The following is a 16,854-nucleotide window of genomic DNA, read 5'->3' as shown; positions in this document are numbered from 1 at the left end:
TGGTGTCGGACAGGGGCACGCGTCAGGCATCGGCGGCCGAGGCGGACCGCCCGCAGCCGGAGGAAGGGATGGACACCGTGACACGACCCAGGATCCTCGTGGTGGGCGCGGGCTTCGCCGGCGTGGAGTGCGTGCGGCGGCTGGAGCGCAGGCTCGCCCCGGACGAGGCCGACCTCACGCTGGTGACCCCGTTCTCCTACCAGCTCTATCTGCCCCTGCTCCCCCAGGTGGCCTCGGGTGTGCTGGCCCCGCAGTCGGTCGCGCTGTCCCTGCGCCGCAGCGAGAAGTACCGCACCCGGATCATCCCGGGCGGGGCCATCGGCGTGGATCTGCGCGCGAAGGTCTGCGTCATCCGGATCGTCAACGGCGAGATCGTGGACGAGCCGTACGACTACATCGTGCTGGCCCCCGGCAGTGTCACCCGCACCTTCGACATCCCGGGGCTGACGGACCACGCCTTCGGAATGAAGTCGCTGGCCGAGGCCGCCTACCTCCGCGACCACGTCATCTCCCAGCTGGACCTGGCCGACGCGAGCCACGATCCGGCGGAGCGGGCCTCCCGGCTGCAGTTCGTGGTGGTCGGCGGTGGTTACGCGGGCACGGAGACCGCGGCCTGTCTGCAGCGGCTGACGCATGCCGCCGTCAAGCGCTATCCCCGGCTGGACCCGGGCCTGATCAAGTGGCATCTGATCGACATCGCGCCGAAGCTGATGCCGGAGCTCGGGGACAAGCTGGGGCGCAGCGCCCACGAGATCCTGACCCGGCGCGGCATCGAGATCTCGCTGGGGGTCTCGATCGAGAAGGCGAGCTCGGAGGAGGTCACCTTCACCGACGGGCGGGTGGTGCCCACCCGCACCCTCATCTGGACCGCCGGGGTCGTGGCCAGTCCGCTGATCGCCACGCTCGACGCGGAGACCGTACGGGGACGGCTCGCGGTGAACGCGGACATGCGCCTGCCGGGCCACGACGGGGTGTTCGCGCTCGGCGACTCGGCCGCGGTGCCCGATGCGGCCGGGGGCGGCGGCGCGGTGTGCCCGCCGACCGCGCAGCACGCGCTGCGGCAGGGCCGGCACGTCGCCGAGAACGTCATCGCCACGCTGCGGGGCCGGCCGACGCGGCCGTACGACCACAAGGACCTCGGGCTCGTGGTGGACCTCGGCGGCACCGACGCGGTGTCCAAGCCGCTCGGCTTCGAGCTGCACGGTCTGCCCGCCCAGGCGGTGGCCCGCGGATACCACTGGTCGGCGCTGCGCACGAATGTCGCCAAGACCCGGGTGCTGACCGACTGGCTGCTGAACGCCGTCGCCGGTGACGATTTCGTACGCACCGGCTTCCAGGCGCACCGGCCCGGCAATCTGCGGGACTTCGAGTACCTGGACGCCTACCTGACGCCGGAGCAGGTCCGGGCGCACGTCGCGGAGGCGGGCCGGGCGGCTCGGTGATCCGTCGGGCGCGGGGCGGCGCGCGCCCCGCGGTACGGGGGTCCGGGCCACGGCGGGCGACGGGGGAGGGTACGGCGGAGTGAAGGCGGCGGGACGCTCGGGGCGCACACGGCTGCGCGACCGTCTGGCGGCGTCCGATCCCGGTCTGCTGCGGCTGACGGCCGGGCTGCGGACCGTGGGGGCGATCGCGCTGACGCTGGCCGTGCTCGCCTCGCTGGGCTTCGGTATCACCCGGCTGGTGGCGGGGGCGATGACGGCGATGGTCGCCACGTTCGCCATCCGGGAGCGGCAGCGCGGTGCCCAGGCGGTCACGCTGGCCCTCGGGCTGCCGGTCGCGCTGGTGTCCGTGTCCCTGGGCGCGGTGCTCAGCGAACGGGTGGTCGTCGGGGACGCCTTCTTCGTGGTGCTGATCTTCTGCGCCGTCTACGGCCGGCGGTTCGGCGACCGGGGTACGGCGCTCGGTCTGATCGGCTTCCAGGTGTACTTCGTGTCCCTGTTCGTCGGCGCCTCCGGGTCGGAGCTGCCGGGGCTGTGGGCCGCTCTGGGCGTCGCGTTCGCGAGCAGCGCCCTGGTCCGGTTCGCCCTCGTCCCCGTCACCCCCGCGGGGCTGCTGGAGCGGCTGCGCCAGGCGTTCCGGGCCCGGCTGGGCCGGCTGGTGTCCGCGCAGCTGGCGCTGCTCGACGCCGGGCCGGACGAGGTGGACAAGGCCCTGGAGGAGGTGCGGGACGGCACCGCCCGGCTGCACGAGACGGCCCTGATGATCCAGGCCCGGCTGGAGGAGGGCACGCCCGACGAGCCGACGGCGCGGCTGGTGCAGCGGCGGATCGCGGACGCCGAGATCGCCGCGGAGCGGCTCGGTCTGCTGCTGCTCTCCGCCCGCAGCGCCCAACGGGCGGACACCCTCACCCTGCATCTGCCCGGCGCGCCCGCACCGGAGGTGGGCCGGCTGCCGGGTCCGGACGAGGCCACCGAGCGGCTGCGCACGGACCTGCTGGCGCTGCGCGCGCTGGTGCTGTGGACGGGGACGGCGGGCACGGGGGTGGCCCATGTGCGCAACCGGCTGCTGGCCTACCGGGACGAGGAGAACCTGCCGCCCGCCTCACCGGCGGTGCGGGACGTGTTCCGGGCCGTCGGGGAGACCGCCCGCGCCGTCATGGGGCTGCGGGTCGCCCTGGACGGGCCGCAGGACGAGTCGGACGACAGCCCGGCGACGGCCAGGAGCCGGGAGGAGCTGGACGCCGAGGACGCCGCCATCGACGCCGGTGAGGAGGCGGAGCCGGACGCGCGGACGGGGCTGCGGCGCCCCACCACGCGTGCCGCCGTGCAGGTGGCCGTGGGGTCGGTGCTGGCCATCGTCGGCGGTGAGCTGCTGTCCACGGACCGGTGGTACTGGGCGGTGCTGACGTGCTGGATCGTCTTCATCAACACGGCCTCGACCGGCGAGATCCTGGTGAAGGGCTACCGGCGGCTGCTGGGCACGGTGTTCGGCGTCGTGGCGGGCATCGCGCTGGCGGCCGTGGTGGGAGCGAACACCGTGGCGGCGTTCCTGCTGGTGCTGGTGCTGATCTTCGCGATGTTCTACACGGCGCCGCTGTCCTACACGCTGATGTCGTTCTTCGTGACCGCGATGCTCGGGCTGCTCTACACGCTGCTGCACACCTACAGCTGGGAGGTGCTGGTGCTGCGCCTGGAGGAGACGGCGCTGGGCGCGGCCTGCGGGGTGGTGGCGGCGGCGCTGGTGCTGCCGGTGAACACCGACCGGCGCACCAACGAGCTGCTGGTCACCGTGCTGGAGCGGCTCGCCGAGGTCACCGAGGCCGCGGTCGGGCAGCTCAGCGGCGGGCCCGCCGACGATCTTCTGGACCGGGCGCGCCGACTGGACCAGGCCCTGGGCGACCTGCGCGGGGCCACCCAGCCGCTGACCCACCCGGTCACGCCGTTGCGGGCGCGGCGGACGAACGCGCGGTATGTGGTGGCGCTCCTGGAGACCTGCGCGTACCACGCGCGGTCGCTGGCGGCGACGGCGGAGCTGCTGCCGTCCCATCCGTCGATCGCGGCGGATCCCCGGCTGCGCGGGGCGGCGGGACGGACGGTGCGCAACATCAACACCATCGCGGCCCGGGTCGAAGGCGAGGACACCGACGGGCGCGTCGAGACGGGACCGAGCATCGCGTCCCTGCTGGGCGACGAGGGCACCGGCCGGTACGGCCGCATCACCGGGCGGGTGCTGCGCCACCTGGAGCGGCTGGACGAGGCCGTGGTGGGCCTCGCCCGGCCGCTGGACGTACGGGTGTCGGCGCCCGACCGGTGACACGGCCGGGCGCCGGCGTCGACGGGACGGTCAGAAGTCCGTGGGCAGGCCGCTGGCCTCGGCGATCCCGCGCAGCTCCTCGTTCTGGCGGTGGCGGTCCCTGATGAAGTCGGCGATCTCGCCGAGGCGGGAGGGGTCCGCGGCGGTCGCCGCGTCGGTGACCACGCGGACCGGCCCGGTCTCGTCGACCTCCAGCTCGACCACCTCGTTGTCCATGCGGCCGGTGACGGCGGTGGCGATGACCAGGGCGGCCTCGTCGCGGACCTCCTGCGGCAGCTCATCGTCGCCGCCGTCCAGCGCCAGGTCCAGACCCGACAGGCGGTGTTCCTCGATCGCCTCCAGGACCGGTTCCACCACGCGCAGCAGAAGCCGGTAGTCCTCGGTGTCCATCCGGACCCGCAGGAGGTCGAGGTAGACGTCCACGGGCCGGCTTTCCTGGGGGAAGTCGGATTCGCTCATCGGCCCCGGGTTCCCCGCGTCCGGCTACTCATACGGCGGCCGGCCGTGCGGCAGTGGCGGGAGGCAGGCCGGGTGCGTTGTCCCCGGACAGCCAGCGGTGCGCGGTGGTGAGGGCGTGCCGGACGTCCCGGGTGCCGGTGGACACGCAGAGGGTGTACTCCAGGTCGGTGATCCGCGCGGTCCGTGCCGCGTCGGGGGTCCCGGCGGTGGCTGCGGCCAGGGCGGCCTCGTACTCCTCGACGAGGCGGCGCAGCACGGTGGGGTGGGGCTTCAGCATGTTTCTCGCATTTCTGGTCGTGGGCGGGCGGGCGGTCACGCCGTCGCCGAGTGTTCGCCGGTGCCTCGGGGGCCCTTGCGCTGTCCCATCACGTCGGCGCGCACCCGGGCGCAGCTGCGGCTGATGAGACGGGAGACGTGCATCTGGGAGATGCCCAGGTGGTCGGCGATCCGGCTCTGGGTCATGTCCTCGAAGAAGCGCATGTAGAGGATGGCGCGCTCGCGCTCCGGCAGCCGGCGCAGCCCCTCCTTGGCCGACTCGCGGTCGACCACGACGTCGTAGGAGGCGTCCGCGGCACCGAGGGTGTCGGCGAGGCTGTAGCCGTCGTCGTCGGAGGAGAGCTCCGCGTCCAGCGACAGGGTGCTGAAGCTCTCCAGGGCCTCCATCCCGGCGCCGACCTCCTCCTCGGTCAGTCCGGTGTGGGCGGCGATGTCGGCCACGGACGGCTCGGGGCTGCCGGGGTGCTGGGTAAGCTCGCGCCGCGCCACCCGCACCTTGTTGCGCAGTTCCTGCACCCGGCGGGGGACGCGCAGCGCCCACATCCGGTCGCGGAAGTGCCGCTTGACCTCGCCGGTGATGGTGGGGACGGCATAGCTCTCGAAGGCCCCCCGGCCCGGGTCGAAGCGGTCGATGGCCTTCACCAGGCCCAGGGCGGCCACCTGGCGCAGGTCCTCGATGGACTCGCCGCGGTCGCGGAACCGGCCGGCGATGCGGTGGGCCATGGGCAGCCATGCGGTGGCGAGCTCGTCGCGCACCGCGTCCCGCTCCGGGCCGTCCTCCAGGGACGCCAGCCGGGCGAAGAGGGCGGCGGTGTCGGGGGCGTCGTCGTGGCGCCGGCGGGGCTGCGCGCCGGTGGTCCCGGAGGAGCCGGGACGAGGGGCGGACGTGTCAATGAGCATGCGGATTCGCTCCCGAGCGGTGGTGGGGGTGGACTACCGCGGGCCGGCGCCGCTGGGACACACGGAGGTGTTCAGCGGCTTGCCGTTCCCGCCGGCGCGCCTCCGGTCCGAAGCACGAACCTCCGATTGCCCCCGACCCGGTGGAACAAACTCCGCTTTCCCGCGGAATCCGCGGGGCCGGGGAAGAAGTTCCGGGAGGGCCTGGAGTGAGGGCTCAGAGAAGGGGGACGACCGCGGTGATGCACTTGCCGCCCGCGGGCAGGTCCGACACCCGGACGTCGCGGGCCAGCCGGCACACGATGGGCCAGCCGTGGCCGCCGGGCCTGCGGCGTCCCCGCTGGTCGGTGTGCGGCACGACGACGGGCAGTTCGTCGCTGCGGTCGCTCACGGACAGCCGTACGCCGGGCCCGCTGACGTCGACCCGGAAGTCGGTGACGCCACCGCCGTGCAGGATGGCGTTGGTGGTGAGTTCGGAGGCGACGAGCAGGGCGTCCGCCAGGGCTTCTGAGTCGCAGTCGGTGTGCGTGGCACGGCAGCGTTCGCTCACCGCCCGTGCCACGGCCTCGCGCACCTCCGCGGGGCGGGACGGAAGCCGCCCGGCCGCCCCGGGTACGCCGGGCGGCCCGGCGGCGGGTTCAGTCGAGTACTCCTCACTCATAAGGCGGCTCCCTGGCTGGTGGTGAAGGCGGAGGACGGATGATGCGGGGCGTTGGGAAACGCCTCAGCCATCCCTTTTCGGCTCACCTGTCCCGGTACGGGCAAACCTCCCGGCCGTTTCCCGCGCCGCTGTCATTCGAACGGCGCACAGGGGTACGCGCTCGTTATGACCGATGTGGTGGATTCGGACGAACTGCTGCGGCGCATTCAGCGGGCGAGGGCCTGCGCGGCACAGGAGGAGCGGAACTGGCGGGCCCGCGGTGACGAGCTCGGACGCGAGAATCCCGGCGATCCCGCCGCGCGCGAGGCCGACGTACGCAAGGTGGCCTACGGGGTGGTGCTGCGGGTGCTGGACGAGATCCTGACCCCGGGCAAGCACTCGGCGAGGGGCTGAGCGGCCGGGGCGAAGGGATTGGCACCGCCCGTCCCCGGGCACTCGGGGGCGCATGACGGTCGATCACAGCCGGGCACCGGTTCTGCAAGCGCTGGAGGACTACCACCGCAAGGGGCGGCTGGGCTTCACGCCGCCCGGGCACAAGCAGGCCCGGGGTGCCGACCCCGCGGTGCGCGAGGTGCTGGGGGACTCCGTGTTCCTGGGCGACGTGCTGGCGACGGGCGGCCTGGACGACCGGCTCACCCGGGGACGGGTGCTGCAGGAGGCCCAGGAGCTGATGGCCGACGCGGTGCACGCCGATCACACGTTCTTCAGTACGTGCGGGAGTTCCCTGTCGGTCAAGGCGGCGATGCTGTCCGTCGCCGGTCCGCACGAGAAGCTGCTGATCGGGCGGGACACCCACAAGTCGGTGGTGTCGGGGCTGATCCTGTCCGGGATCGAGCCGGTGTGGGTGGAACCGCGGTGGGACGCCGGGCGGCATCTCGCGCACCCGCCGTCGGCCGTCGCCTTCGACCGTGCCTTCGAGGCCCATCCGGACGCCCGCGGCGCCCTGGTGACCAGCCCGACCCCGTACGGCGCCACCGCGGCGCTGGAGGCGATCGCGGAGGTGTGCCACCGGCGTGGGCTCCCGCTGATCGTGGACGAGGCGTGGGGCGCGCACCTGCCCTTCCACCCCGATCTGCCGTCCTGGGCGATGGACGCGGGCGCCGACATCTGTGTGACCAGCATCCACAAGATGGGCAGTGGTCTCGAGCAGGGCTCGGTGTTCCATCTGCGGGGCGATCTGGTGCCTCCGGCGCTCCTCGGCATGCGGGCCGATCTGCTGGGCACGACCAGTCCCTCGGTACTGGTCTTCGCGGGTCTCGACGGCTGGCGGCGGCAGATGGCCCTGCGCGGCAAGGAGCTCATGGGGTCGGCCCTGGGCCTCGCGGCGGACGTCCGGGCCGCGGTCGAGGAGATCGAGGGGATGCACGTCAACGACAGGGACGACTTTTGCGGCCCGGAGGCGGCGGACGGCTTCGACCCGCTGCCCTGTGTCATCGACGTCGCGGACCTCGGCATCACCGGATACCAGGCGGCGGACTGGCTGCGCGGCCAGCGGAGCATCGACGCGCATCTGGTGGACCACCGCCGGATCGGGGCGCAGATCACCCACGGCGACGACCGGGAGACGGCCGGGGAGCTGCTGTCGGCCCTGCGGGACCTCGGCCGGGCGGCGCGCGGGATGCCCACGGGACCGCGGGTGGAGGTGCCGCAGCCGGACGAGCTGCGGATGGAACAGGCGATGCTGCCGCGGGACGCGTTCTTCGGTCCGGCCGAGGAGGTGCCGGTGGCGGACGCCGCCGGGCGGATCTCCGCCGAGATGATCACGCCCTATCCGCCGGGGATCCCGGCCGTGCTGCCGGGCGAACGGCTCACCGGGCCGGTCCTGCGGTATCTGCGCACGGGGCTGGCCGCGGGCATGTATCTGCCCGACCCGTCGGATCCCGGCCTGGACACGGTCCGGGTGGTGGACGAGCGGGCGGGCCGAGTCCGGTGAACGGGGTCACGTGGCCCGATTACCGGATTTCCGGTCGAATGGTTTATCGTTCACTCATACGTGGTGACGGAGTCGAGGTCCGTCCTCCGGACACCACCGCTTACTGCCCTGGCTGGCTTCCCCCGTCCAGCCAGGGCTTTTTCATGCCCGGACGGCCGGGGCGCCCGGGCACCCGGCATCTCCCGCACGCCGAGGTGCTCCGAACGGCGGCAGCGGCTGAAATGAATGTAGGGAAAGCACCGGAACCGAATCGCCCGGCGAGGAGCCCCGCGCCATGACCAAAGCGATCAAACTCCTGACCGCCCTGCCCCCTCCGCAGCGCGAGCGCCTGATGGAGCTGGCCCGGGAGGTGTCCTTCCCCGAGGACACCCGCATCTTCGAGGCGGGCGGGACCGCCGACCGCTTCTGGGTGATCCGCTCCGGCGCGGTCTCACTGGACCAGCGGGTCAACGAACTGCAACGGGTCACGGTCGCCAGCCTGGGCGCGGGAGACCTGCTGGGCTGGTCGTGGCTGTTCCCACCCTACGAGTGGGACTTCGGCGCGGTGGCCTTCAGCCCGGTGCGCGCCTACGAGTTCGACGCGGCGGCCGTGCTCCGGCTGTGCGAGCGGGATCCGGAACTCGGGCTGATGCTGGTGCGCAAGGTCGCCGAAGTCCTCGCCCACCGTCTGGAGGCGACGCGCGGCCAGCTGCTGGACCAGTACGCGATTCCCCGGCGGGGCAGCGGGATGACGCTGTGACCGGGGCACCTTTCGCCACCGCGGCGGGTCACTCGGCTGCGGCCGGCCTCCTTCCGGCTGCCAGGTCCATCAGAAGTCCGGCGGCCGTGCTCGCTCCGTCGCCGCGGAGCTTGGCGGCCACGGCGACGGCTCGCGCACGGACCTCGTCCGCCAGGGCCGACTTGAGCGCGGCCGCCAGGGACTCGGAGGTCGGCGTCGCACCGTCGTGTGCCACGCCGATCCCCAGGTGGGCAACCCGGCCGGCCCAGTACGGCTGATCCACCATCTGCGGGACGATCACCTGGGGCACGCCGGCCCGCGCGGCCGTCGCCGTCGTCCCCGCCCCGCCGTGGTGCACCGCGGCGGCGACCCGCGGCAGCAGCCGCTGGAGGTTGGCCTCGGTGACGACGAAGCAGTCCTCCGGCACGTCGGCCTGCGTCAGGTCCGCCCAGCCGCGCGCGAGCAGCGTGCGGTGGCCCTGCGCGCGCACCGCCTCGACGGCCACCCGGGCGGCGTCCTGAGGGGCGGGCATGCTGCCGAAGCCGACGTACACGGGCGGGGCGCCGTCCTCGAGGAACGCCGACAGCTCACCGGACAGCGGGCGTTCGTCCCGCAGCGTCCACGCGCCGGTCTGGACGACGTCGATGCCCGCCGTCTCCGGCCAGGGGCCCAGGACCGGGTCCGCCGCCAGCCACGGCCGGGCGGTGAAGATGTGGTCACGGACGTTGTCCACCGGCGGCAGACCGATCGACGCCCGGCCCGTGTTGAGTGCCTCACCGAACAGCTCCGTGACGGCCCGGGCGTCCCGCTCCCACAGCACGCGGTTGTCGGTCACCTCCTCGGCCACCGGCAGGCCGGCCCGTACGGGCGGCGCGTGGTGCGGCGACGGCAGCGCGGTCGGCTGATAGCTGGCGTACACGTAGGGGATGCCCAGACCTTCGGCAACCGACCGGGCCGCGACCTGCATCAGTCCGGTGGCCACCAGCACGTCGCACCCCTCGGCCGCCTCGGACAGCCTGTCGAACTGCTCGGCGACCAGCTCCAGCCTGCGCCGGCCCAGTTCGTCGGCGGACAGCGGCGTCGCTCCGTGCATGAGCGGGCGCACCGGTCCGCCGACTGGCATCAGCACGACCCCCGCACCGGCCAGCCGCTGCGCGTACTCCGTGTCGGGCGGCGCGCACACCGTCACCCGGGCGCCGCGGTTGCGCAACTCCACGGCCAGTGCGACCACGGGCTCCACGTCCCCGCGGGACCCGTACGTCGTCAACAACGCGTGCATGTCCGCCACTTTCCTTTTCCTGACTCTCTGTTCGGGCCGATGAAGGGCCGGACCGGCGCCGGACCGGGAGACCGGTCCGGCGCCGCGTTGCCAGTGCCGCGGCAGGCAACGTTTGCCCGGCAAGGAGCGGCGTCCGGTGCGTGCTCTCGGCGTGCCGGCCGGAAGTCCTCGTACTGGACGTACTTGGGCTTTCGGCCGGTGCGGCGAGAGTGCGTGCCGGGCGTCGCGACGGGGCGAACGTTGCCTGTCGGGGCACTAGGTCGCGCTGTACCTCGTCGCGGAGAAGCCGGTGGCCAGCTGGTTCTCGTCGGTGAGTGTCGCCACCGGGTGCGAGCAGTCCGTGTCCGAGGCGGCGTAGAGGGTGATGTCCGACGTGATGCTGAAGCGCACGGCCGAGTGCGCCGTCTCGATGTCCGGTATGTCGGCGCAGTGCGCGCCGCTCCACAGCCGGCCCCAGCCCTCCGTGCCGTTGTAGTCGGGCCGCACCAAGGCGGCCCCCACGACCGTCTCCTGCGCGGACGCCTCACCGGCGGCGGCCGGGACGGTGGCCAGGAAGAGGGTGACCGGGGCGGCGACGGCCACCACCGTCATCTTCCACTTGGTCGCAACTGACATGTCGATTCCCTCCGGGCTCCGGGCTGCTCATGTCACAGGGGTCCTCCCCCGGCGCACCAACAGCCGCACGTTCCTTCCGAACGTAGATCCCGTGGCTGACGTTAGACCATGGCGCAGAAGTGATATGGCGCGATTCAGTTGTAGTCTCAACTATCCGGTAGACGACCCCTTCCTTGCTGGGGAGGGATGGACGGTCCCCGGAGGCCGGCCGTCGAGTGGCTGAAAACGGCCTCGGGCCTGCACGGGCATGACCGCCGCCTTGCGCCGCTAACGCTTCGCGCGCTGCTCGGCGCTGGTCAGGAGCATGTCCAGGGCCGTCGGGTAGGCGCTGGTGACCATGCGGGTGGCCAGGAGCGGCGCGGCCTCGGCGATGCGCGGGTGGGTGGCGGCGGGGAGGCGGGCGTAGGCCGAGCGCCACATGTCCTCGTCGGCGCGCCGGGCGGCGTCGGGCAGCGCGAGGGAGGCGGCGTCGAGCGCGGCGAAGGCCAGCGTGGTGTCGATGAAGGCGTGGTAGATCCGCACCGTCTCCGGCAGCGGGAAGCCCGCACCGCGCAGCACCTCCAGCACGGCCTCGTCGGCGGCGAGTTCGTTCGCGCGCCCCGAGACCCTGCTCGCGGTGAGGACCGCCGCCTGCGGGTGCGAGAGATAGGCCGCGTGGATGCGCAGCCCGATGGACCGCAGGTCCTCGCGCCACTGCCCGGTCGGGCGCCAGCCCCGCAGCGCCCGGCCGATCAGCGCGTCGCCGATGGCGAGGGTGAGGTCGTCCATGCCGCGGAAGTAGCGGTAGAGGGTGCTCGGGTCGCAGTCCAGGGCGAGGCCCAGCCGGCGGGCGGTCAGCCCCGCGCCGCCGTGCTCGTGCAGCAGCCGCAGCGCGGTGTCGACGATCAGCGCCTCGGACAGCACCCGGCCGCTCTTCGTCGGCCTGCGGCGCCGTCGCCGCTCCTCGGGCACCACCTGCTTCGGCATTCCGTCTCCCCTCCCGGTCTCCTTATGCCAACGCCATTGACCTTATGACGGCGCACGGCGTTGTATCCCACCCGGGTCCCGCTGTCGCGTCCGGGATCCATGAGGCAGGTCGTTCGGGACGCGTGAGAGGAAAGGGAGTGCTCCGTCATGCGTGTACTGCTCGTGGGAGCGGGCGGGGTGGGCACCGCCATCACCCGTATCGGGGCCCGGCGGCCGTTCATCGACCGGATGGTCGTGGCCGACCATGACCCGTCCCGGGCCGAGGCGGCCGTCGCGGCGCTCGGCCGGGACGGCGCGCGGTTCGTGGCCGAGCGGGTGGACGCGGGCGACGCGGCCCAGGTGGCGGCGCTGCTCGAGCGGCACGGCTGCGACGTCCTGTTGAACGCCACCGACCCCCGGTTCGTGATGCCGCTGTTCCGCGCGGCGCGGGAGGCCGGCGCCACTTATGTCGACATGGCGATGTCCCTGTCCCGGCCGCACCCGGAGCGGCCGTACGAGAAGTGCGGGGTCAAGCTCGGGGACGAGCAGTTCGCGCGGGCCGGTGAGTGGGCGGAGGCCGGCGCGCTGGCGCTGGTCGGGATGGGCGTGGAGCCCGGTCTGTCGGACGTGTTCGCCCGGTACGCCGCCGACGAACTCTTCGACGACATCGAGGAGATCGGCGTCCGCGACGGCGCCGACCTCACGGTGGACGGCTACGACTTCGCGCCGTCCTTCAGCATCTGGACCACCATCGAGGAGTGCCTCAACCCGCCCGTCGTCTACGAGAAGGACCGCGGCTGGTTCACCACCGCCCCGTTCAGCGAGCCGGAGGTGTTCGACTTCCCCGCGGGCATCGGCCCGGTGGAGTGCGTGAACGTCGAGCACGAGGAGGTGCTGCTCGTACCGCGGTGGGTCGACGCCCGCCGGGTCACCTTCAAGTACGGCCTGGGCCGGGAGTTCATCGACACCCTCAGAACGCTGCACCTGCTGGGCCTGGACCGCACCGAGCCGGTGACCGTGCCCGGTCCCGACGGGCCGGTGCGGGTCTCCCCCCGGGACGTCGTCGCCGCCTGCCTGCCCGACCCGGCGGCCCTCGGCGGGCGGATGCACGGCAAGACCTGCGCCGGCACATGGGTGCGGGGGGTGAAGGACGGGGCCCCGCGCGAGGTCTACCTCTACCACGTGGTCGACAACCAGTGGTCCATGGCCGAGTACGGCTGCCAAGCCGTGGTGTGGCAGACCGCCGTCAACCCCGTCGTCGCCCTCGAACTGCTCGCCGAGGGCACCTGGACGGGGACGGGGGTGCTCGGCCCCGAAGCGTTCCCGGCGGGTCCCTTCCTGGACCTGCTCACCGCGTACGGCTCGCCGTGGGGGATGCGCGAGCAGTGACCGCTCGCACACCGTGGCGCTGTTTCGCCGCCGCCCGGCCGGTGACCCGTGAGCGAGCAAGGCATCCGGCAAGGGTGTGCACCGACTCCCGATCGCAGGTGACTCTCGATGGACGACTGGCGGAACAGCGCGGCCTGCAGGACCGAGGATCCCGACCTCTTCTTCCCGATCGGCACCTCGGGGCCGGCCCTGCTGCAGACCGAGCAGGCCAAGGCGGTCTGCCGGCGCTGCCCCGTGCGGGAGCAGTGCCTTCAGTGGGCGCTGCGGACCGGGCAGTCCATCGGCGTGTGGGGCGGCACGAGCGAGGAGGAGCGGCGTGCGCTGAAGCGGCGCACCGCCGCCCGCCGTTCGCCCCGCTGACGGCGGTCACGCGGGGAGCGCCGTGCCCCGCCTCCCCCGTGCGCCGCAGTAGGCTCGCGGCACAGCGCGGAAGGGGCAGACGATCATGAGCGTGCGGGTACGCCGTGTCTACGACACGCCCGGGCCGGACGACGGCGTGCGTGTCCTGGTGGACCGCCTGTGGCCGCGCGGCCTGGCGAAGGCCGCGGCCCAGGTGGACGAGTGGCCCAAGGCGCTGACCCCGTCGACGGAGCTGCGCCGCTGGTACCACGCGGAGCAGGGCTCGTTCGAGGAGTTCCGCGAGCGGTACGAGGCGGAACTGGCCGCGCCCGAGGCTGCCGAAGCCCTCGACCGGATCAGGGAGCTGGCGGCGAAGGGCACCGTGACCCTGCTGACCGCGTCCAGGAACACCGGGCGCGGCCACGCCGAGGTGCTGACCCGCCTCCTCGCCGGCTGAGCGGCCGGGGCGGGCCCGCACCGCCGGGTCATGCCGTCTGCGCTGCCGCCGCCCGGCCGGCCGCCCGGCCGGAGAAGAGACAGCCGCCGAGGAAGGTGCCCTCCAGGGCGTTGTACCCGTGCACACCGCCGCCGCCGAAGCCGGCCACCTCGCCGGCCGCGTACAGGCCCTCGACCGGGGCGCCGTCGGCGCCGAGCGCGCGGGAGTCCAGGTCGGTCTGGATGCCGCCGAGGGTCTTGCGGGTGAGGATGTGCAGCTTGACGCCGATCAGCGGGCCGGCCGCCGGGTCGAGGATGCGGTGCGGGGTGGCGACGCGGCCGAGGCGGTCGCCGATGTAGCGGCGGGCGTTGCGGATGCCCTGGATCTGCGCGTCCTTGCTGTAGGCGTTGGCGAGTTGCAGATCGCGGGCCTCGATCTGGCGCCGGACGAGGGCGGCGTCGAGCAGGGGCTTGTCGGTGAGGGCGTTCATCTTGTCGACGAGCTGTTCGAGGGTGGGGGCGGTGACGAAGTCCGCGCCGTTGCGCAGGAAGGCGTCCACGGGTTTGGGAGCGCCCTTGCCCAGCACCCGGTCGCGCAGGAACGCGGCGCGGTCCCCGGCGGTGATGTCGGGGTTCTGCTCGGAGCCCGACAGGGCGAACTCCTTCTCGATGATCCTCTGGGTGAGGATGAACCAGGAGTGGTCGTGATCGGCGAGGTCCTCGGTGGTGCGCAGGTGCCTCAGCGTGCCGAGGGTGTCGTAGCCGGGCAGACAGGGGTCGGGCAGCCGGCGGCCGAGGGCGTCGAACCACAGGGAGGACGGTCCCGGCAGGATGCGGATGCCGTGTCCGGGCCAGATGGGATCCCAGTTCTGCAGGCCCTCGGTGTAGTGCCACATCCGGTCCCGGTTGACCAGCCGCACTCCCGCGCGGGCGCTGATGTCCAGCATCCGCCCGTCGACGTAGGCGGGGACGCCGGTGACCATCTCCCGGGGCGGGGTGCCCAGCCGCCTCGGCCAGTACCGGCGGACGATGTCGTGGTCGGCCCCGATGCCGCCGCTGGTGACGATCACGGCCTGGGCGGTGAGTTCGAACTCGCCGGTCTCCTCGCGGCTGGACGCGACGCCGCGCGGCGCGTTGTCCTCCGCCAGGACGGTGCCGCGCACCCCGCGCGCGGTGCCGTCGTGGAGGACGAGTTCGTCGACCCGGTGCCGGTGGTGGAAGGTGAGCAGCCCGTCGGTCGCGGCCTGCCGGGCGTAGCGGACGAAGGGGGCGACGACACCGGTCCCGGTGCCCCAGGCGATGTGGAAGCGGGGCACGGTGTTGCCGTGGCCGTCGGCGCGCAGGTCGCCGCGCTCGGCCCAGCCGACGGTGGGCAGGAAGGTGATGCCGTGGCCGTTCAGCCAGGACCGCTTCTCCCCCGCCGCCCACTCGACGTAGGCCCGGGCCCAGCGCGCCGCCCAGGCGTCCTCGTCGTCGAGCCGGTCGAAGCCGGCGCTGCCCTGCCAGTCGTTCCAGGCCAGGTCGAAGGAGTCCTTGATGCCCAGGCGCCGCTGCTCCGGTGAGCCCACCAGGAACAGCCCGCCGAACGACCAGTAGGCCTGGCCGCCGAGGTTGGCGGCGTTCTCCTGGTCGACCAGGGCGACCCTGCGGCCCCTGCTGGTCAGCTCGTGGGCCGCGACCAGGCCCGCGAGGCCCGCTCCGACGACGATGACGTCGGCATCCATGGCGACCGTCCCTTCCTTCATGCGGTGAGCAGCGCGGTGAGCAGTTGTTTCAGCCAGGCACGGGCGTGCTCGGCGTCCCGGTCCAGCAGCAGTTGGGTGGTCACGCCGTCGTAGGCGGCGACCACGGCGTGGGCGGCCCCCTCGGTGTCGCCGAGGACGGCGGGCAGTTCGGTGTGGCCGCGGGCGCGGGCCAGCCGGTCCGCGATGGCGCCGCGCAGCCGCGCCCGGTGCTCCAGCAGGGAGCGCGCCACGCGCGGGTCCCGGGCGGCGTGCACCAGGAAGTCGGTCTTCACCAGCAGCCAGTCGCGGTCGAGCAGCAGCACCTCGGTGACGCGGTCCACGGCGGCGGGCACGTCGAGATCGGGTCCGTCCTGGGCGAGGGCCCCGGCGACCTGCTCCGCGATCAGGTCGGCGCGCTCCGCGTAGAGGGCGAAGAACAGCTCGTCCAGGCCGGCGAAGTTGGAGTAGAAGGCACCCCTGGTGTAGCCGGCGGCCTCGCAGACCTCCTCGATCGAGACGTGCCCGAAGCCCTTGGCGGCGAACACGGTGAACGCGGCCTTGAGCAGGTTCGCGCGCGTGCGCAGCCGGCGCTTGGTGACCCGCCCCGCCGTACCGCCCACCGTCATGACCGCCCCTTCGCCGTTCGATACAGGAATGTATCCGATACACCGATGTATCGAACAGACCCCGGGCGCGGGAATCCCCTGGAGCCCCGCACGCCATCTAGAACGTATTTTCGAATCAGGGTTTACGCTGGAGTCATGAGCACGCACCACCCCCCGGCGCTCCAGGGGTCCCTGTTCGACCAGACCGACGAGCCGCGCCTCGGCCCGCTCGACAGGCTGCGCCGCACCGGGCTCGGGCGGGGCGCCTGGATCGACGTACTGCCGGGATGGCTCAGCGGCTCGGACACGCTCTTCGAGCAGCTGGCCGCCGGCGTCCCGTGGCGCGCGGAGCGCCGGCAGATGTACGACCAGGTCGTGGACGTGCCCCGGCTGCTGTCGTACTACCGCGCGGGCGATCACCTGCCGCACCCCGTGCTGGAGGAGGCGCGCGACGCGCTCGGCGCGCACTACGCCGGCGAGCTGGGCGAGCCGTTCGCCACGGCCGGGCTGTGCTACTACCGCGACGGCCGGGACAGCGTCGCCTGGCACGGCGACCGGATCGGCCGTGGCGCACGCGAGGACACGATGGTCGCCATCCTCTCCGTGGGCGCGCCGCGCGATCTGCTGCTGCGGCCCGTGGGCGGCGGCGACACCGTGCGCCGGCCGCTCGGGCACGGCGACCTCATCGTGATGGGCGGGTCCTGTCAGCGCACCTTCGAGCACTGCGTGCCCAAGAGCACGCGCGCCGCCGGTCCTCGCATCAGCGTCCAGTTCCGTCCGCGCGGCGTGAACTGACGGCCGGAAGCCTGTCCACCCGCCCGCGCTC

General features: G+C 73.2%; 18 protein-coding genes. 9 read left to right on the top strand and 9 right to left on the bottom strand.

The annotated features are described in order from the left end of the window. The first annotated feature begins 68 nt into the window (after window positions 1–68). Both AC5L3C_RS34665 and AC5L3C_RS34660 read left to right on the top strand, forming a co-directional pair. Window positions 69–1,442, top strand: coding sequence for an NAD(P)/FAD-dependent oxidoreductase (locus AC5L3C_RS34665; protein WP_493653055.1), 1,374 nt, complete (start codon window positions 69–71; stop codon window positions 1,440–1,442). A 79-nt stretch (window positions 1,443–1,521) separates the two neighbouring features. Further along, window positions 1,522–3,753 carry an FUSC family protein gene (locus AC5L3C_RS34660; RefSeq protein WP_493653054.1) on the top strand — a complete coding sequence of 744 codons (2,232 nt, stop codon included), beginning with the start codon at window positions 1,522–1,524 and terminating at the stop codon, window positions 3,751–3,753. Between the two features lie 30 nt (window positions 3,754–3,783). On the opposite strand, the gene AC5L3C_RS34655 is transcribed toward AC5L3C_RS34660, so the two are convergent. The 4 genes from AC5L3C_RS34655 to AC5L3C_RS34640 all read right to left on the bottom strand — a co-directional run bounded on the left by AC5L3C_RS34655 (window position 3,784) and on the right by AC5L3C_RS34640 (window position 6,046). Further along, window positions 3,784–4,212: a hypothetical protein gene (locus AC5L3C_RS34655; RefSeq protein ID WP_493653053.1), complete on the bottom strand. Its 429-nt coding sequence runs from the start codon at window positions 4,210–4,212 to the stop codon at window positions 3,784–3,786. A gap of 28 nt (window positions 4,213–4,240) precedes the next feature. Continuing rightward, on the bottom strand, window positions 4,241–4,489 hold the full coding sequence (locus tag AC5L3C_RS34650; protein WP_493653052.1) for a DUF5133 domain-containing protein: 249 nt from the start codon (window positions 4,487–4,489) through the stop codon (window positions 4,241–4,243). A 35-nt stretch (window positions 4,490–4,524) separates the two neighbouring features. Beyond that, window positions 4,525–5,388 (bottom strand): SigB/SigF/SigG family RNA polymerase sigma factor, encoded by an 864-nt coding sequence (locus tag AC5L3C_RS34645; RefSeq protein ID WP_493653051.1) that lies wholly within the window; start codon window positions 5,386–5,388, stop codon window positions 4,525–4,527. 214 nt (window positions 5,389–5,602) lie between these two features. Further along, entirely contained in the window at window positions 5,603–6,046 is a 444-nt protein-coding gene (locus AC5L3C_RS34640) for an ATP-binding protein (protein WP_493653050.1), read from the bottom strand. Window positions 6,047–6,211: 165 nt separating this feature from the next. On the opposite strand from AC5L3C_RS34640, the gene AC5L3C_RS34635 reads away from it, so the two are divergent. The 3 genes from AC5L3C_RS34635 to AC5L3C_RS34625 all read left to right on the top strand — a co-directional run bounded on the left by AC5L3C_RS34635 (window position 6,212) and on the right by AC5L3C_RS34625 (window position 8,718). After that, on the top strand, window positions 6,212–6,439 hold the full coding sequence (locus AC5L3C_RS34635; protein WP_493653049.1) for a hypothetical protein: 228 nt from the start codon (window positions 6,212–6,214) through the stop codon (window positions 6,437–6,439). Window positions 6,440–6,491: 52 nt separating this feature from the next. Continuing rightward, window positions 6,492–7,979, top strand: coding sequence for an aminotransferase class I/II-fold pyridoxal phosphate-dependent enzyme (locus AC5L3C_RS34630; RefSeq protein ID WP_493653048.1), 1,488 nt, complete (start codon window positions 6,492–6,494; stop codon window positions 7,977–7,979). Window positions 7,980–8,253: 274 nt separating this feature from the next. Then, complete coding sequence (locus AC5L3C_RS34625; RefSeq protein WP_493653047.1) at window positions 8,254–8,718, top strand: cyclic nucleotide-binding domain-containing protein; 465 nt, start codon at window positions 8,254–8,256, stop codon at window positions 8,716–8,718. Between the two features lie 28 nt (window positions 8,719–8,746). Here AC5L3C_RS34625 and AC5L3C_RS34620 read toward each other — a convergent pair whose 3' ends face one another. The 3 genes from AC5L3C_RS34620 to AC5L3C_RS34610 form a co-directional block, all read right to left on the bottom strand. Next, window positions 8,747–9,976 carry a glycosyltransferase gene (locus AC5L3C_RS34620; RefSeq protein ID WP_493653046.1) on the bottom strand — a complete coding sequence of 410 codons (1,230 nt, stop codon included), beginning with the start codon at window positions 9,974–9,976 and terminating at the stop codon, window positions 8,747–8,749. A gap of 255 nt (window positions 9,977–10,231) precedes the next feature. Continuing rightward, the gene (locus AC5L3C_RS34615) at window positions 10,232–10,591 is read right to left on the bottom strand and encodes a hypothetical protein (RefSeq protein WP_493653045.1); all 360 of its coding nucleotides are present in this window, start codon (window positions 10,589–10,591) and stop codon (window positions 10,232–10,234) included. Between the two features lie 267 nt (window positions 10,592–10,858). Then, on the bottom strand, window positions 10,859–11,557 hold the full coding sequence (locus AC5L3C_RS34610) for a TetR/AcrR family transcriptional regulator (protein WP_125509286.1): 699 nt from the start codon (window positions 11,555–11,557) through the stop codon (window positions 10,859–10,861). A gap of 147 nt (window positions 11,558–11,704) precedes the next feature. Here AC5L3C_RS34610 and AC5L3C_RS34605 point away from each other — a divergent pair, with 147 nt between their 5' ends. From AC5L3C_RS34605 to AC5L3C_RS34595, 3 genes are all read left to right on the top strand, one after another. Next, on the top strand, window positions 11,705–12,925 hold the full coding sequence (locus tag AC5L3C_RS34605) for a saccharopine dehydrogenase family protein (protein ID WP_493653044.1): 1,221 nt from the start codon (window positions 11,705–11,707) through the stop codon (window positions 12,923–12,925). Between the two features lie 108 nt (window positions 12,926–13,033). Then, window positions 13,034–13,285, top strand: coding sequence for a WhiB family transcriptional regulator (locus tag AC5L3C_RS34600; protein WP_493653043.1), 252 nt, complete (start codon window positions 13,034–13,036; stop codon window positions 13,283–13,285). Between the two features lie 85 nt (window positions 13,286–13,370). Then, on the top strand, window positions 13,371–13,721 hold the full coding sequence (locus AC5L3C_RS34595; protein ID WP_493653042.1) for a DUF488 domain-containing protein: 351 nt from the start codon (window positions 13,371–13,373) through the stop codon (window positions 13,719–13,721). Between the two features lie 28 nt (window positions 13,722–13,749). Here AC5L3C_RS34595 and AC5L3C_RS34590 read toward each other — a convergent pair whose 3' ends face one another. Beyond that, window positions 13,750–15,423, bottom strand: a complete 1,674-nt coding sequence (locus tag AC5L3C_RS34590) for an FAD-binding dehydrogenase (protein ID WP_493654152.1) — start codon at window positions 15,421–15,423, stop codon at window positions 13,750–13,752. A gap of 17 nt (window positions 15,424–15,440) precedes the next feature. Continuing rightward, on the bottom strand, window positions 15,441–16,049 hold the full coding sequence (locus AC5L3C_RS34585) for a TetR/AcrR family transcriptional regulator (RefSeq protein WP_493653041.1): 609 nt from the start codon (window positions 16,047–16,049) through the stop codon (window positions 15,441–15,443). A 135-nt stretch (window positions 16,050–16,184) separates the two neighbouring features. Between AC5L3C_RS34585 and AC5L3C_RS34580 the strand changes: the two genes are divergently transcribed. Continuing rightward, on the top strand, window positions 16,185–16,823 hold the full coding sequence (locus AC5L3C_RS34580) for an alpha-ketoglutarate-dependent dioxygenase AlkB (protein WP_493653040.1): 639 nt from the start codon (window positions 16,185–16,187) through the stop codon (window positions 16,821–16,823). Window positions 16,824–16,854 lie beyond the last annotated feature (31 nt).

It is taken from the genome of Streptomyces speibonae (genome assembly GCF_984686075.1).
The sequence above is the reverse complement of the archived record's forward strand: the minus strand, read 5'-3'. Positions and strand labels throughout refer to the sequence as shown.